Origin of the sequence: Aeromonas sp. Y311-2, from assembly GCF_027706025.1 — a bacterium.
Classification (GTDB): Bacteria; Pseudomonadota; Gammaproteobacteria; order Enterobacterales; family Aeromonadaceae; genus Aeromonas; species Aeromonas veronii.
In genome coordinates this window covers 122,429-137,383 of record NZ_JAPDCL010000005.1, presented here as the reverse complement: position 1 = coordinate 137,383, position 14,955 = coordinate 122,429, and the positions used below count along the sequence as shown (strand labels likewise).

Here is a 14,955-nt window from a genome sequence, read left to right as displayed (position 1 = left end):
GGGATTTGGGTGTTTTATAGAAAAATAACCAATAAAAAGGGAATAAAACCTAGCAGTTTGACTTGCATCAAGCCTGAATTTTTTTCATAGAGCAAAATCGTGCCCAGCAAATCTATCCCTAAGGAGGCAGATGTGGATATTATCAAGACCGATGTGGCCATCATCGGTGCTGGCGGTACCGGCTTACGCGCCGCTATCGCTATAGCCGAATCACAGCCAGACCTGGACATCGCCCTGATTTCCAAGGTTTACCCGATGCGCAGCCACACGGTTGCTGCCGAAGGCGGCGCCGCCGGTGTCGTCCGTGATGACGACTCCCTCGAAAACCACTTCAACGACACCGTCTCCGGTGGTGACTGGCTGTGCGAGCAGGACGTAGTGGAATACTTCGTCAACAACGCAACCAAAGAGATGATCCAGCTGGAGCACTGGGGTTGCCCCTGGAGCCGCAAGCCGGATGGTAAAGCCAACGTGCGTCCGTTTGGTGGCATGAAGGTTCCCCGTACCTGGTTCGCCGCAGACAAGTCCGGTTTCCATATTCTGCACACCCTGTTCCAGACCTCCGTCAAATACCCGAGCATCAAGCGCTTCGACGAGCATTTCTGTCTTGATCTGATCGTGGACGATGGCCGCGTTCAGGGCGTACTGACCTTCGATATCCAGAACGGTATCACCCGCTTCATCCAGGCCAAATCCGTGATCGTGGCAACCGGCGGCGCTGGCCGTGTCTATCGCTACAACACCAACGGTGGCATCGTCACCGGCGACGGCATGGCACTGGCCTACCGTCACGGCGTACCGCTGCGTGATATGGAATTCGTCCAGTATCACCCGACCGGTCTGCCGGGCACCGGCATCCTGATGACCGAAGGTTGTCGTGGTGAGGGTGGCGTCCTGCTGAACAAGGATGGCTACCGCTACCTGCAAGACTACGGCTTGGGCCCGGAAACCCCGATCGGCCAGCCGAAGAGCAAATACATGGAGCTGGGTCCGCGCGACCGCGTTTCCCAGGCATTCTGGCAAGAGCAGCAGAAAGGCCGCGTCATTCAGGGCCCGATGGGCGATGTGGTTCACCTCGACCTGCGTCACCTTGGCGAGAAGTACCTGAAAGAGCGTCTGCCGTTCATCTGCGAACTGGCCAAAGCCTACGTCAACGTGGATCCGGCCAAAGAGCCTATCCCGGTACGTCCGACTGCCCACTACACCATGGGTGGTATCGAGACTGACAACAAGTGTGCCACCCGTCTGCCCGGCCTCTACGCCGCGGGCGAATGTGCCTCCGTCGGTCTGCACGGTGCCAACCGTCTGGGTTCCAACTCCCTGTCCGAGATCGTGGTATTCGGCAAGCTGGCCGGTGAGCAGGCAGGTGAATTTGCCAAGACTCTGAAGCATGGCAACACCGAAGCGCTGGCCGCCAAGGCCGAGGCGCTCATCAAGCAACACCTCTCCCTGATGGACATAGACGGTACCGAAAACCCGGCCGATATCCGCAACGAGCTGGGCATGTCCATGGAAGCCGGTGTCGGTATCTACCGTACCGAAGAGCTGATGCAGGGCACCATCGACAAGATCAACGAGCTGAAAGCCCGTTACAAGAAGGTCAAGATCAACGACAAGTCCTCTGTCTTCAACACCGATCTGCTGTACGCCATCGAACTGGGTTACATGCTGGACGTGGCTGAAGCCATGGCGCACTCCGCCATCAATCGTAAAGAGTCCCGCGGTTCCCACCAGCGTCTGGATGGTTACGAAGAGCGCGATGACGTGAACTTCCTCAAGCACACGCTCTCGTTCTACCAAAATGGCGAAACGCCCTCCATCGATTACTCCGATGTGAAGATCACTAAGTCCCAGCCGGCAAAACGCGTGTACGGCTCCGAGGGTGAGAAACAAGACGAGGCTAAGAAGAATGGCTGAGATGATTGAAATTGAGATCCTGCGCTACCGTCCGGAACAGGATAACGAGCCCTGGATGCAAACCTTCCAGGTGCCATACCAGAGAGAGATGTCTCTGCTGGACGCCCTGCAGTACATCAAGGATCACCTGGACTCTACCCTGAGCTTCCGCTGGTCCTGCCGGATGGCGATCTGCGGCTCCTGCGGCATGATGGTCAACGGTGTGCCCAAGCTGGGTTGCAAGGCGTTCCTGCGCGACTATCTGCCGGGCAAGATGACCGTCGAGCCGCTCAACAACTTCCCGATCGAGCGCGATCTGGTGGTCGACATGTCCGACTTCATCGAGAAGCTGGAGAGCATCAAGCCGTACATCATCCCGAGCGAGCCGCGCAGCCTGTGTGATGGCGAGTACATCCAGACGCCGGCCCAGATGGCGCAGTACAAGCAGTTCTCCCAGTGCATAAACTGTGGTCTCTGCTACGCAGCCTGCCCGCAGTACGGCATCAACAAGAAGTTCACCGGTCCGGCGGCACTGGCTCTGGCCTATCGCTACAACGTCGACAACCGTGATGCTGGTGCCAAAGAGCGTATGCGCATCATCAGCCAGGACGAAGGCGTCTGGGGCTGTACCTTCGTGGGCTACTGCTCCGAAGTGTGCCCGAAGGGCGTCGATCCGGCGGCGGCCATCCAGCTTGGCAAGGTCGAAAGCGCCAAGGACTACATGATCGCCATGTTCAAGCCAGATTGAGAGCAGGATTGAGACCATGAACAACACTGATAGCAAACGTAAACCTTACGTCCGCGAAATGAAGAAAGACTGGTGGCTGAAGAACGCCTTCTACACCGGTTACATGATCCGTGAAGGCACCAGTATCTTCGTCTCCATCTACGCCGTTGTGCTGATGTGGGGCCTGATGCGCCTGGTTCAGGGTCAGGAAGCGTTCAACGGCTGGCTGGAATCCCTGCAAAGCCCGATCGCCATCCTGTTCCATGTCGTCGCTCTGGCGGCTTGCCTGTTCCATGCCAAAACCTGGTTCGCCCTGGCGCCGAAAGCCATGCGTATCTTCCGTGGTGAAGACCTGGTACCGGAGAAGCCGATCGTTCTCGCCCAGTATGTGGCGCTGGCGGTGGTGTCCCTGCTTGTCCTGATCATCGTGGCCTGAGGAGAAAACAATGAGACGTTCTGACGAACCAATTTACTGGGGTCTGTTTGGTGCGGGTGGCATGGTCGTTGCCATGCTGCTGCCGGTCATTGTCCTCATCACCGGTCTGCTGGTGCCCATGGGCATCATGGACGTGGAAACCATGAGCTATGACCGCGTACACGCGTTCGCCAGCTCCTGGTGGGGTGCCTGTATCCTGCTGGTGATCATCGCCCTGCCAGTCTGGCACGGCATGCACCGTATCTACCACGGTCTGCACGATCTGGGGATCCACACCACCAAGCTGCACCACTATGTGTTCTATGGCTTTGCCTTCCTGGTATCTGCCATTACCGTCGGCCTGCTGATGGTGCTGGTACTCCAGTAATCACATCTGACTGATTGACCAAACCGGGCCTCGTGCCCGGTTTTTTTTTGCCCCGCTATCCCGCCCCTGCTTTTTATTCACTCAAACAATTCGATAAAAACCAGATTATCGTCCAATCATATGGCGATCACAGTCACATAACCCCCATACATTCGTCATTTGTAGCAAACCATTTTGACCACCATCAATTTAGTGACATCCATATCAATTATAATTATTCAGATTAAATAATTATTCATATGGAGCTAGCTAATGACAGACAAAACACGCTCGGTGAGCATAGGCAGTTACCTGGCACTGGCCTTCGCCGTGGTCTTCTTCTCCGGACTGTTGCAATCCGGCGAGTGGTACGGGGTATTCGATTTCACCACGCTGAACGGTTCGTTCGGTACCATGGTCCAGAGCGTCAGCGAGAATGGTGACGGCATCAAGACCGCCATGACCGACATGCGCGGCAAAGGGGGCAACGGGGCGAGAGACGGCTTTCTGTTCGCCCTGACCCTGATCCCCACCGTGATGTTTGCTCTCGGTATGATCAATGTGCTGGAGCACTACGGCGCGCTGGAAGCGGCCCGCAAGTTGCTGACCCCGCTGCTGCGTCCGCTGATGGGGATCCCGGGCAACACCGGCCTCGCCCTTATCGCCTCCCTGCAGAGTACCGATGCCGGTGCAGCCATGACCCGTCAGCTCAAGGATGAAGGGCTCATCACCAAGCGTGAAACCGATGTGTTCACCATGTTCCAGTTCTCCGCTGGTGCCACCATCGTCAACTTCTTCTCCTCCGGCGCCGTGCTGTTCACCCTGACGCTGGCGGATGGCAGCCCGGCGGTCAGCTCCTCCATCGGTCTGGCTGTCATCGTGATGTTCGCCTTCAAATTTGTCGGGGCCAACCTGTTCCGGGTCTACCTCAATATGAGCGAAGGCAAGCAGACCGATAACAACGCCCAGCAGACCCTCAACACTCAGGAGCAAGCCAAATGAGCCAGGCCAACATCAAGAAACCCATCGTCACCGATATCTTCGTCGAAGGGGCCAAGAAGGGCTGGGTCATCGCCACCACCTCCACCGTACCCAACGTACTGATGGCCTTCGTCATCATCAAGGCGCTGCAGATCACCGGCGCGCTGGATGCCATGGGCGCCATCTTCTCCCCCGTCATGGCCATCTTCGGTCTGCCCGGTGAGGCGGCAGCCGTGCTGATCGGCGCCTGGATGTCGATGGGCGGTGCAGTCGGTGTGGTCATCACCCTGTTCGATCAGGGGATCCTCAACGGCACCCACATCGCCATTCTGGCGCCAGCCATCTACCTGATGGGCTCCCAGGTGCAGTACATGGGCCGCATCCTCGGCTGCATCGGCACCGAAGGGCGTTATATCCCCATCATGGTCGCCATCTCGGTACTCAACGCCTTCGGCGCCATGCTGGTGATGAACATCCTTCTCTGACCCGAACCTGATAGTGGAGCAAGCAATGACTTTTTCTCTGGATCAATACCTGACCGAACTGGCCCCGCTGATCAATCTGGATTGCGGATCCCTGCACCAGCCGGGCATTGCGGCAGTGGCAGACCTGATGGCCGCCAAATATGAGGCGATGGGCGGCTGGCAGATCAAGCGGGTCGACTGCGGCGCAGCCGGGGTGGGACTGGAGATCCGCAACCAGCCTGATGCGGCGCAGATCGATGTAATGCTGATCGGCCATATGGATACCGTCTTCCCCCTCGGCACCGCCGCCGCCCGCCCGATGAGCATCGATGGCGAGCGCGCTTACGGTCCCGGTGTCTCCGACATGAAATCCGGCCTGCTCAACATCGTCTATGCCCTGCGTGAACTGCCACGCGAGGTGCGCGATCGCCTGAGCATCTGCGTCTGCATGAACCCGGATGAGGAGATCGGCTCCCTCCACTCCAGCGACTGGCTGGCCACGGTGGCCAAACAGGCAAAGCAGGTGCTGGTGGCCGAAGCGGCCCGCGCCGATGGCTCGCTGGTCAAGGCGCGCAAGGGGATGGCCCGTTATCGCATCGACTTCACTGGCAAGGCGGCTCACGCGGGCAACGAACCGCAGAAGGGGCGCAGCGCCATCACCGAGCTGGGCCACTGGATCCTGGCCATCAACGCCCTGACCAACTTCGAGAGCGGCACCACCCTCAACATCGGCATTGTCGAGGGGGGCAATGGCGCCAACATAGTGCCGGCCCATGCCAGCGCCGTGGTAGACGTCCGCTTCTGGGACAATCAGGAGTACCACCAGATCAACGATCATCTGCTGACCATGGCCGAGCGGCCCCATCTGGACGGCGTCACCATCCAGCTGACCCGCGAGGCCCACAAACCGGCCATGGTGCCATCAGAAGGCACTTTGGCGCTGATGCAACTGGTGGAGGAGTGTGGCGCCGAACTGGGACTGCCGATCAGCTGGCAGGAGGTGGGTGGCGGCTCCGATGCTAACCTGACCGCCGCTCTCGGTATCCCCACTCTGGATGGATTGGGCCCCATCGGCGCCGGTTTCCACAGTGACGAGGAGTATCTGGATCTGGCCAGCATAGCCCCGCGCATCGAGCTGCTGGTGAAGGTACTGACCCGTCTGGCGGCCTGACAGCCTCTAACGTAAAAAAGGGCCAGCCGGTTTGCACCGGCTGGCCCTCTGTTTATCTGCTCCCCCTGAATGACAGCAACCCTTCGCTATTACTCCATCGGCGGCAAGAAGCGGCGCATCACCTCATCCGTATGCCCCCCTTCCTGAAACGCCACCAGCGACTGATTGAGGATGTTCACCAGCTGGTGACCGCGGGGGGAGCCCTTGCTCACCAGCAGATAGAATCCCTTGCGGCTGGGCAGGGCGAGATTGAGCAACCCGCTCTCGCTGCGGTAGATGCCAAGGCTGATGCCTGCCACCAGAGGTTCGATTTCGCTTGGCAGAAAGTCGCAGCGATCCCGCTCCAGCATATCGAGCGCCTGCTGCAACTGCTTGACCCGGCGTGGCTCCTGCGCAAGCCCGTAGGGTGTGTAGTTGTAGCCAATCACCCCGCACACCCGGGAACGATTGACCGTCTGCAGATCCGGCGGTTCGGGGTAGCGGCGCTTGAGATAGAAGAAACCGAGGTGGGTGTAATAGAGGGGAACGCTGTAGAAGGCAAACTCGGCCCGCTCCGGCTTGTAGCTGGCATCCCAGGTCAGCTCGCACAGACCATTCTGGCGATAATCCGCCAGCTCCTGCTGCACCCGCGCCCAGGGCAGATAGCGGATCTGGTGCGAGAGCCCGCTCTGTTGCAGGGCATCGAGCACCAGCGTTGTCGCCGAACCGGTCAGGCGGCTGGTATCGGGCACCCCGTCCTTGCGCTCCCAGTAGGTAAAGGGGGCCCACTCGTTGCCCTCCCCCAGACAGATCTTCACTGGTGGCTCTTGCCCCCATAGCGCGGGGGACAAGATGGCCATCGCCAATCCCGCCCACCATGTTGCCACTCGTTTCATCTCCCGCTCCCGAACTGTTTATCCCTCTTGCAGCTTAGCCCAGAAGGGATAGAGCTCACTTTGCAGGGGCGCTTTCATGCCACAACGCCAGCAAATTGGCCGGAATGGCACCATAACGAAGCTGCGGCGTCTGGTGCCAGTCAGCCAGCTTTTGCAGGGCTTTCGCCAGATCCTGTGCAAGCGTGCGGGTCACTCTCACCCCGGCTTCAAGATAGAGGCTCTTGATCTCGAAGATCCCCTGCTGGCGATGGGCCTTGGCATCCATCCTGCCCACCAGCTTGCCACGATGCAGCAAGGGCAACACGAAGTAGCCATACTGGCGCTTGGGGGCCGGGGTATAGCACTCGATGCGATAGTCGAAGTTGAACAGTTCACTGGCCCGTTTGCGATCCCACACCAGCGGATCGAACGGCGACAAGGCTGTGGTATGGGTTGCCTTGAGACGGCCCTCCTTGGCTTGCACCAGCTCATCGGCCAGCGAGGCGTGCACAAAAGCGCCGTGCTGCCACCCCTCCACTCGTACCGGCAACAGCTCCCCCTCGTCCGCCAGTTGATGGAGCAAGGCGTCGTATTTGCCGCGCCGCAGCCGATAGTAGTCAGCGACCCAACCGGTTTTGACCAGCCCCAGCGCCCGGCAACTGGCGCGCACCATATCCCGCTGCGCCTGCTCAACGCTCGGCAGATCCCGCTGGTCGCTCCACTCGGGGATGACCCGCTCGGCGAGATCATAGACCCGCTGAAAGTTGCGCCGCTCCCGCACCATCAGCTGACCGGTGGTAAACAATACCTCCAGATGACGTTTCTCCGGCTTCCAGTCCCACCAGCCGTTCCCCTTGCCGGTTGTGCGTTCAAAGTCAGCCGCCCGCACCGGGCCATGGTGGCGAATGCGCTCGATCAGCTGGCCAATCTCCTGCTGATGGGTGGCGAGCCAGTTGGCCGAAAACTTCCAGCCCATGGCGGCAGGGTCAAGCATCCGGTGGCGCAACAGCCGGTAATCCTCGCGGGGCACAAAGCAGGCCTCGTGGGCCCAATATTCGAAGATCTCGCCGTCGGCCAGCAGTTGCTCCAGCCAACGCGATTCATACTGGCCAAGCCGGCTAAAGAGCACCAGATAGGGGCTGCGCGCCACCACCGAGATGGTATCGATCTGCAGCAGCGCCATGCGGCGAATGGTGGCCAGCAGATCGGCCGGGGTCGCCTTGCAGCGACGGGGGGCAAGCAGCCCTTGCGCCGCCAGTTGCAGATGACGGGCATCTTGCAGTGACAAATGGGTAATCGACATCAACAACCGCTCCCTGGAATATGACCATCGCGCGCCCGGCGGATAGCCAACAAAACCGGGGGAGGCACCACGCTGGCACGCCTCCCCCCTTGTGTACCTGCGCCGCTATGAGTGGGCCGGGGGCAAGACCAGCAGATTCACCACCAGCATGATCTCTTGATAAGTGGCCTCTACCGTCTCGGGGGTCGGCTCCAGAATAAGGTCATCGGCATAGCCGTTGATGAGGGAGGTGATCTGACGCGCCAGTCGCCGGGCATCGCCCGCCACAAACTCGCCGCTGTCGATCCCCTTTTGCAGGATCTGCTCCAGCACCTCCCGCCACGCCAGAATGATTTTGCGGTAGCTCTCGGCAAACACAGGATCGCGCAGTGACTCGTTCCAGGCATCCAGATAGATGGCCCAGGAGGCATCCTGACTGGTCGGCAGGTTGTCCCGCACAAAGAGCGGCAACGCTTCGCGGGCTGGCAGCGGCAACAACCACTCCCGCTGTTCGGCGATCTCCTGACTGGTGAAGCGCTCCACGGCGCAGAGGCAGAGCTCCTTCCAATCCTTGAAGTAGTGGTAGACGTGACTGCGCGCCAGACCGGTGCGCTCGGCAATATCACGGGTTGACGATGCCGCCATTCCCTTCTCTCGAAACAGGGCCAGTACGGCCTCGATGATCATCTCTTTGCGCTGTTCTGCTGATGGGCGTGCCATCTGACCTCCTACGATATCAATCGATCTGCTTGACTTTGAGCAGTCGCTCAAACAAACTTTGAGCACTCGCTCAAACTTGGCGTTTCCGACATCTTAGGAGATAACCCATGACAACACCAACCACTTCGGCAGCCAGTTGCGACGAGCAGGCCACGCCGTTGCCACACTCGGCCGGTCGTTCGCTGGGGGCGATTGCGCGGGCCAATCCCCTCAAGCTGGCGGGCACCTTCTCGCTGGTGGCCCTCGAAAACATCCTGCTGGTGGTCTATCCCCTGTTCGCCGGCTTTGCCATCGACGCCATCGTCAAGGGCCAGTGGTGGCAGGCTTCAAGCTACGCCCTGATCGTGCTGCTGTTCTGGCTCATCGGTGCCCTGCGCCGGGCGGTCGATACCCGCACCTTTACCCATATCTATGCGGCACTGGCGGTGCCGGTGATCCTGACCCAGCGCCAGCAGCAGGAGGGGCAATCCACCATAGTGGCGCGGGTCACTCTGGCGCGGGAGTTTGTCGACTTCTTCGAGAAACATATCCCGATCCTGGCCACCAGCCTGATCTCCATCGTCGGTGCGGCCGTGATGCTGATGGTGATCGAGTTCTGGGTCGGCATCGCCTGCATGGGGATATTGCTGCTGTTCGGCCTGCTGCTGCCCGGCTTTTCGCGCAAGAACCAGCTGCTGCACGAGCGGCTCAACGATCGGCTGGAACGCGAGGTCAAACTGGTCACTCATGCCCAGTCAACCAGCCTCGCCCGCCACTACCGCGCGCTGGCCTGGCTGCGCATCAGGATTTCGGATCGGGAGGCGCTCGCCTTTCTGGCGGTCGGCATCAGCGCCTCCCTGCTGTTCCTGCTGGCCATCACCATGCTGATGGCCCAGCCCCAGGTCTCGGCAGGCCATGTCTATGCTGTGATGACCTACCTCTGGAACTTTGTCACCAGCCTGGATGAGGGGCCCGGTCTTGCCGATCAGCTGGCCCGGCTGCGAGACATAGGTCGCCGGGTCAATACCGCCCAACCCGATGAAATGATTTGATATTTTTTATCTGTAACCGGAGTAGAAGATGAATCCGACCACCCTTTACCAACGAGCGTTGACCATGTGCATCAGCTGTTTTTTCCTCGCCGCCTGCGGCCCCAAGATGAGCGACTTTGAGCCCAACACCAGCTACTGGTTCAAGGAGAAACCGGCAGAGGAGAGCGCCCCGCTGGCGCAAGACATGACGGTGGATATCGCCATCATAGGTGGCGGCTACAGCGGCCTCTCCAGTGCATGGCATCTGGCCAAGGCCAATCCGTCGCTCAAGATCGCTATCTTCGAGGCCAAACAGGTGGGCAGCGGTGCCTCGGGCCGCAACGGCGGCATGGTATTGCCGGGCTCCGAGGTGATGGACCTCTACGAAGAGGGGGAAGCGAGCAAGCGCCACTACGATCTCACCGTCGCCAGCATGCGCAAGCTGCAGGCGCTGGTCGCCTCAACCGGCGTCGAGGCCGACCTCAAGCTCGATGGCTATGTGGAGGCGATCCTCGATGAGGAGGATATCGCCGAGTACCGCGACTATGTGAAAACCGCCAATCGCCTCGGCATCCCGCTGCAGTACTGGAACGCCGATACCACAGAGGCAAAACTCGGCACCGATCGCTATGTGGGGGCGGTCTACGACCCCAATGGCGGTCAGGTACACGCCATGAAACTGGTCAATGCCCTGCGCAAGGCGGTGGAACGAGCGGGCGTTACCATCTACGAGCAGAGCCCGGTAATGGGGATCAAGGAGGGCAAGCAGATCGTGCTCAATGTAGCCGACAAGTACAAGGTGACCGCCGACAGCATAGTGCTGGCGACCAACGGCTATACCTCAAAACTTGGCTACTTCAGCGGGCGGGTCTTTCCGGTACACGCCCAGAGCGCCATCACCGAGCAGCTCACCAAAAAGCAGCTGGCCGCCATCCAGTGGCAGAGTCGGGTGCCCTACTACGACACCCGCAACATCCTGTTCCATCTGGTATTGACCCCGGATAACCGCATCGTCATCGGTGGCGGCAATGCCGAGTACGTCTTCAACGACGGCCTCAACTACAAGGGCGATCTTAACCGGGTCAGCGAGATGATGATGACCGAGCTGGTGACCCTCTATCCGGCCCTCAAGGGGATCAAATTTGAGCAGGTGTGGGACGGGGTGCTCGGCATGACTGGCGACAGCACTGAAGCGGTGGGGGTAATGGGGGAGCACAAGAACATCTACTACGCCCTCGGCTACAACGGCCACGGCATCAACCTCTCCTTCCTGTTTGGCGACATCGTGGCCAGCCTCTATCAAGGCAAGGAGCATCCCTGGTTCAACCACGCCGAGCAGAGTCTGCCGATGTGGCTGCCACCAGAGCCGTTCAAGTCAATCGGCGTCAAATCTGCCCTGATGTACTACCAGTGGCAGGACAAGGGCTACAAGGAGTAGCGCCGGGCAAGAATCCGACGAGTAACAGACGAAGGCACGCCTCAGGGCGTGCCTTTGTGCAATACCGCCACATCGGCGTGGGGGAAACTGAGTTCGGCCTGCCAGCGGGCGGCCAACACCTGAAACGATGCCTCGGCAAAGAAGACGATGTGGGTCGGGTCGTGGCGATAGCGCCAGTTTTTGAACCGCTCGTCACCGAGCACTCGCTGGGTCTGCAGCACCAGCAGGCCACCGGGCTTGAGGCAATCCCACAACTGCGCCAGCACCGTGCGCGGCTCGGCGATATGCTCGATCACCTCGGTACTGGTGATGAAGTCATACTGACGCGTCAGCAACTCGGGAAAATCGGCGTAGAACTTGTCATACCCCGCCATCTGGTAACCCGCCTCACGCCCCATCGCCACCAGCGCTGGGCCAGGACCGCAGCCAAAATCGAGGCCACTGGCTGGGGTTGGCACCCGACTCAGTACCTCGCCAAATGCCCGCATCAGAAAGGTGCGATAACGGGGATCATCAACCTGGTTGTCGTGACCGTCATAGACCGCCTTCTCCGCCGCCTCATCCAGATGATCCGCCTCATCCAGCCAGACCAGCTCGCACGCGAGGCAGCGATGATAGCGCTTGCCCGCCACCGGCAGAGGATAACTGCGATGGCTGGCACACAGGGGACAGCTGACGGTGGATGACATAGCGGTTCCTCTTGGGGGCTTCCTGTTGGATAACAGCGGCGCAGATTGCCTGCCCGCTGCCTCGCTGACAACTTTTTTTGCTCCTTAAGGGTTTCTTAAGTTTGCCCTTTTACTCTCAAACCATCGCAAGAGAAGGAGTCACCCATGACCATCGAGATCCAGGCCCCCTACCGATTGCTGCTAGCCACGTCCCCGCAGCAGGTCATGGCGCTGCAAACCTATATCCAGGCCGCCTACACCCTCGAATTCAACGCCCGCATCCCCCATTTTCTCCCCTGTCTGCTGGGGCTCTATCGGGCGGATGGGACGCTGGTCGGTGCCTGTGGTCTCAATCATGCCAGTGAGGGGCCTCTCTATCTGGAACAGTATCTGGAGCACCCCATCGAGGCCGCCATCAATACCCGCCTCGGGGTCTATCCGGTACGCAACCGCATTATCGAAGTGGGCAATCTGGCCTGCAGCGAACCGGGCAATGCCCGCCTGATGTTCGCGGCCCTGTGTCGCCTGCTGTGTGAAAACGCCCTCGACTACGTGGTCTTTACCGGCACCGCCAAGCTGCGCAACAGCTTTGCCCGCCTGCAACTCAACCCGGTGGAGCTGGCGCCTGCACAGGCTCATCAGGTGGGGGCCGACGCCGACGCCTGGGGTGAGTACTACCGTTGCCAACCAAAGGTGATGGTGGGCGACATCAATCAGGGGCGCGAGGTGCTGGCCCAGAGCAGCCTGCTGCTCAATCTGCTGGCCCCCATGCCGACCCTGTTTGACGATACTGGCGAGAGCAGTGATAACCAGACCCATCAAAAAAGGTGCGCCCAATGAGCCTGTTCGACGCCATCGCCAAACATGCCCACGAGGCTCCGCAATCCCCTGCGCTGCTGAGCAGCCAGCAGCGTCTCGATTACCAGACCCTGTGGCAACAGATCCAGCGTCTGGCCAGCCAGCTGCAACAGCTCGACATCAGCCGTCTGGCGCTGCAACTGGACAACGGCCTGCCCTGGGCGCTGCTGGATCTCGCCTGCACCCGAGCCGGTATCGTGGTCATTCCGGTGCCCCACTTCTTCAGTCAGGCCCAGCAGGCCTGGTTGCTGGAGAGCAGCGGTGCCGATGCGCTGGTGGGCCCACATCATCAGGGGTGGCATGCCGCCGAACCGCTCTCGCTGATCACCGGCGAGCTGCCGCTGTGGCGCCATATCCCGGCCAATCGACCAGCGCTGCCCAAGGGCACCGCCAAGATCACCTACACCTCCGGTACCACGGGCCAGCCCAAGGGCGTCTGCCTGTCACTGACCCAGATGATGGCGGTGAGCCATGCGCTGGCCGAGCGAGTCGCGTCAGCCAAGGTGGAAAAACACCTGACCCTGCTGCCGCTGGCGACCCTGCTTGAGAACATCACCGGCCTTTATGTGCCGCTGCTGACCGGCGCCTGCAGCCGCATTCCGTCCCTCGGTGAGCTCGGTTTCACCGGATCCAGTTCGCTCAATCCAGCCATGCTGGGGGAGGCGCTGCTGCGCTGGCCGACCCACAGTCTGGTGCTGGTGCCCGAACTGCTGCGCCTGCTGCTAGCGCTCTGCACCAGCACCCCAACGCTGGCCCAGCAGCTCAAGAGCTTGCGCTTTATTGCCGTAGGTGGCGGCAAGGTGGCCCCCGACCTGATCAAACATGCCCGTCAGCTCGGCCTGCCGGTATACGAAGGGTATGGCCTCTCGGAGTGTGGCTCCGTGGTGGCGCTGAACAGCCCGGATGCTGACAAGCCCGGCAGCGTCGGCCATCCCCTGCCCCACTGTCAGGTCACCATCGCCAGCGACGGCGAAATTATGGTGAGCGGCAGCGCCATGCTGGGCTATCTCGGCAGCAGCGAACCGACTCCCGAACAGATCGCCACAGGCGATCTGGGTCATCTCGATGATGAGGGCTACCTCCATATCACCGGGCGCAAGAAGAATGTCCAGATCACCGCCTTTGGCCGCAACTTCTCCCCCGAGTGGGTGGAGGCTGAGGCCCAGCTCTGCCCCGCCATCGCCCGCATCGTGGTGTTTGGCGACGGTCAGCCCGCCAACGTGGCGCTGATCCAGCCCCTGCCGGGGAAAGAGGCGGATCTGCCCCGCCAGATCGCCGGTCTGAACCAAAGGCTGCCCGATTATGCCCGCCTGCACCACTGGTTGCCGGTGGCGCTGGATCAACACCCCGGGCTGCTGACCGCCAACGGGCGCCCCCGTCGCAACGAGATTTACCAACACTTTTCCCGGCAAATCAGCCAATGCCTTACAGGAGAATCGTCATGAGCTTCTATCAGACTCTGCAACAAGCCACAGCCCAGGAGCGTGAGCATCTGTTCAACGCCCCCATCATCGAAGCCTGCCGCCGTGGTGATATCAGCCGTGACACCTATCTCGCCTTTCTGGCGCAGGCTTACTACCACGTGCGCCACACAGTTCCGCTCCTGATGGCCACCGGCGGCAAGCTGGGTCAGGAGTACGAGTGGGTGCGTGGCGCCATTGCCGAGTACATCGACGAGGAGTATGGCCATCAGGAGTGGATCCTCAACGATATCCGCGCCTGTGGCGGTGATGCCGAGACGGTGCGCCACGGCCAGCCCGGGCTGCCCATCGAGCTGATGGTCGCCTTCCTCTATGACCAGATCCAGCGCGGCAACCCCATGGGCTTCTTCGGCATGGTGCAGGTACTGGAAGGCACCAGTGTGGCCATCGCCCTCACCGTCGCCGACCAGCTGAAAAAGGGCCTCGGCCTGCCACCCCAGGCGATGAGTTACCTGAGCTCCCATGGCGCCCTGGATCAGGAACACCTCAAGTTCTTTGAATCCCTGATGGATCGGGTCGAGAGTCCGGCGGATCAGGCCGCCATCATCCACGGGGCCAAGGTGGTCTACCGCCTCTATGGCGAGATGCTCTACAACCTCACCGCCACACCGTAAGTCGGCAGC

At 60.4% G+C, this 14,955-nt stretch carries 16 protein-coding genes; 12 read left to right on the top strand and 4 right to left on the bottom strand.

Going from position 1 to position 14,955, the window contains the following annotated elements:
- The first annotated feature begins 132 nt into the window (after positions 1 to 132).
- From frdA to OKC42_RS07065, 7 genes are all read left to right on the top strand, one after another.
- The gene (gene frdA / locus OKC42_RS07095) at positions 133 to 1,917 is read left to right on the top strand and encodes a fumarate reductase (quinol) flavoprotein subunit (protein WP_270819328.1); all 1,785 of its coding nucleotides are present in this window, start codon (positions 133 to 135) and stop codon (positions 1,915 to 1,917) included.
- On the top strand, positions 1,910 to 2,644 hold the full coding sequence (locus OKC42_RS07090; protein ID WP_005335057.1) for a succinate dehydrogenase/fumarate reductase iron-sulfur subunit: 735 nt from the start codon (positions 1,910 to 1,912) through the stop codon (positions 2,642 to 2,644). Before frdA ends, OKC42_RS07090 begins: the two co-directional genes overlap by 8 nt.
- 16 nt (positions 2,645 to 2,660) lie before the next feature.
- Positions 2,661 to 3,059: a hypothetical protein gene (locus tag OKC42_RS07085; protein WP_005335058.1), complete on the top strand. Its 399-nt coding sequence runs from the start codon at positions 2,661 to 2,663 to the stop codon at positions 3,057 to 3,059.
- Between the two features lie 10 nt (positions 3,060 to 3,069).
- Complete coding sequence (gene frdD / locus OKC42_RS07080) at positions 3,070 to 3,426, top strand: fumarate reductase subunit FrdD (protein WP_040066869.1); 357 nt, start codon at positions 3,070 to 3,072, stop codon at positions 3,424 to 3,426.
- A gap of 252 nt (positions 3,427 to 3,678) precedes the next feature.
- Positions 3,679 to 4,407, top strand: a complete 729-nt coding sequence (locus OKC42_RS07075; protein WP_139494132.1) for a nucleoside recognition domain-containing protein — start codon at positions 3,679 to 3,681, stop codon at positions 4,405 to 4,407.
- Positions 4,404 to 4,871: a YjiG family protein gene (locus OKC42_RS07070; RefSeq protein ID WP_005335063.1), complete on the top strand. Its 468-nt coding sequence runs from the start codon at positions 4,404 to 4,406 to the stop codon at positions 4,869 to 4,871. Before OKC42_RS07075 ends, OKC42_RS07070 begins: the two co-directional genes overlap by 4 nt.
- Positions 4,872 to 4,896: 25 nt before the next feature.
- The gene (locus OKC42_RS07065; RefSeq protein WP_270819326.1) at positions 4,897 to 6,021 is read left to right on the top strand and encodes a M20 family metallopeptidase; all 1,125 of its coding nucleotides are present in this window, start codon (positions 4,897 to 4,899) and stop codon (positions 6,019 to 6,021) included.
- Between the two features lie 89 nt (positions 6,022 to 6,110).
- Here the strand turns inward: OKC42_RS07065 and OKC42_RS07060 are convergent, their stop codons facing one another.
- The 3 genes from OKC42_RS07060 to OKC42_RS07050 all read right to left on the bottom strand — a co-directional run bounded on the left by OKC42_RS07060 (position 6,111) and on the right by OKC42_RS07050 (position 8,877).
- Complete coding sequence (locus OKC42_RS07060; RefSeq protein ID WP_103250772.1) at positions 6,111 to 6,860, bottom strand: substrate-binding periplasmic protein; 750 nt, start codon at positions 6,858 to 6,860, stop codon at positions 6,111 to 6,113.
- 91 nt (positions 6,861 to 6,951) lie between these two features.
- Entirely contained in the window at positions 6,952 to 8,178 is a 1,227-nt protein-coding gene (locus OKC42_RS07055; protein ID WP_270819325.1) for a winged helix-turn-helix domain-containing protein, read from the bottom strand.
- A gap of 105 nt (positions 8,179 to 8,283) precedes the next feature.
- Positions 8,284 to 8,877, bottom strand: coding sequence for a TetR/AcrR family transcriptional regulator (locus OKC42_RS07050; protein ID WP_236354447.1), 594 nt, complete (start codon positions 8,875 to 8,877; stop codon positions 8,284 to 8,286).
- A 107-nt stretch (positions 8,878 to 8,984) separates the two neighbouring features.
- Here OKC42_RS07050 and OKC42_RS07045 point away from each other — a divergent pair, with 107 nt between their 5' ends.
- A complete protein-coding gene (locus OKC42_RS07045; protein WP_270819324.1) occupies positions 8,985 to 9,908 on the top strand; it encodes an ABC transporter six-transmembrane domain-containing protein in 924 nt (307 codons plus the stop codon).
- Between the two features lie 28 nt (positions 9,909 to 9,936).
- Positions 9,937 to 11,325, top strand: coding sequence for an NAD(P)/FAD-dependent oxidoreductase (locus OKC42_RS07040; RefSeq protein ID WP_270819323.1), 1,389 nt, complete (start codon positions 9,937 to 9,939; stop codon positions 11,323 to 11,325).
- A gap of 41 nt (positions 11,326 to 11,366) precedes the next feature.
- Here OKC42_RS07040 and OKC42_RS07035 read toward each other — a convergent pair whose 3' ends face one another.
- Positions 11,367 to 12,014 carry a class I SAM-dependent methyltransferase gene (locus OKC42_RS07035; protein WP_270819322.1) on the bottom strand — a complete coding sequence of 216 codons (648 nt, stop codon included), beginning with the start codon at positions 12,012 to 12,014 and terminating at the stop codon, positions 11,367 to 11,369.
- Between the two features lie 144 nt (positions 12,015 to 12,158).
- On the opposite strand from OKC42_RS07035, the gene OKC42_RS07030 reads away from it, so the two are divergent.
- Genes OKC42_RS07030 through OKC42_RS07020 form a run of 3 tightly spaced genes read left to right on the top strand, consistent with a single transcriptional unit; the run spans position 12,159 to position 14,946 of the window.
- On the top strand, positions 12,159 to 12,833 hold the full coding sequence (locus OKC42_RS07030) for a thermostable hemolysin (RefSeq protein ID WP_270819320.1): 675 nt from the start codon (positions 12,159 to 12,161) through the stop codon (positions 12,831 to 12,833).
- The gene (locus OKC42_RS07025) at positions 12,830 to 14,296 is read left to right on the top strand and encodes an AMP-dependent synthetase/ligase (protein WP_270819319.1); all 1,467 of its coding nucleotides are present in this window, start codon (positions 12,830 to 12,832) and stop codon (positions 14,294 to 14,296) included. The genes OKC42_RS07030 and OKC42_RS07025 overlap by 4 nt, the downstream gene beginning before the upstream one ends.
- Positions 14,293 to 14,946, top strand: a complete 654-nt coding sequence (locus tag OKC42_RS07020; protein WP_047437991.1) for a TenA family transcriptional regulator — start codon at positions 14,293 to 14,295, stop codon at positions 14,944 to 14,946. Before OKC42_RS07025 ends, OKC42_RS07020 begins: the two co-directional genes overlap by 4 nt.
- The last annotated feature ends 9 nt before the right edge of the window (positions 14,947 to 14,955 follow it).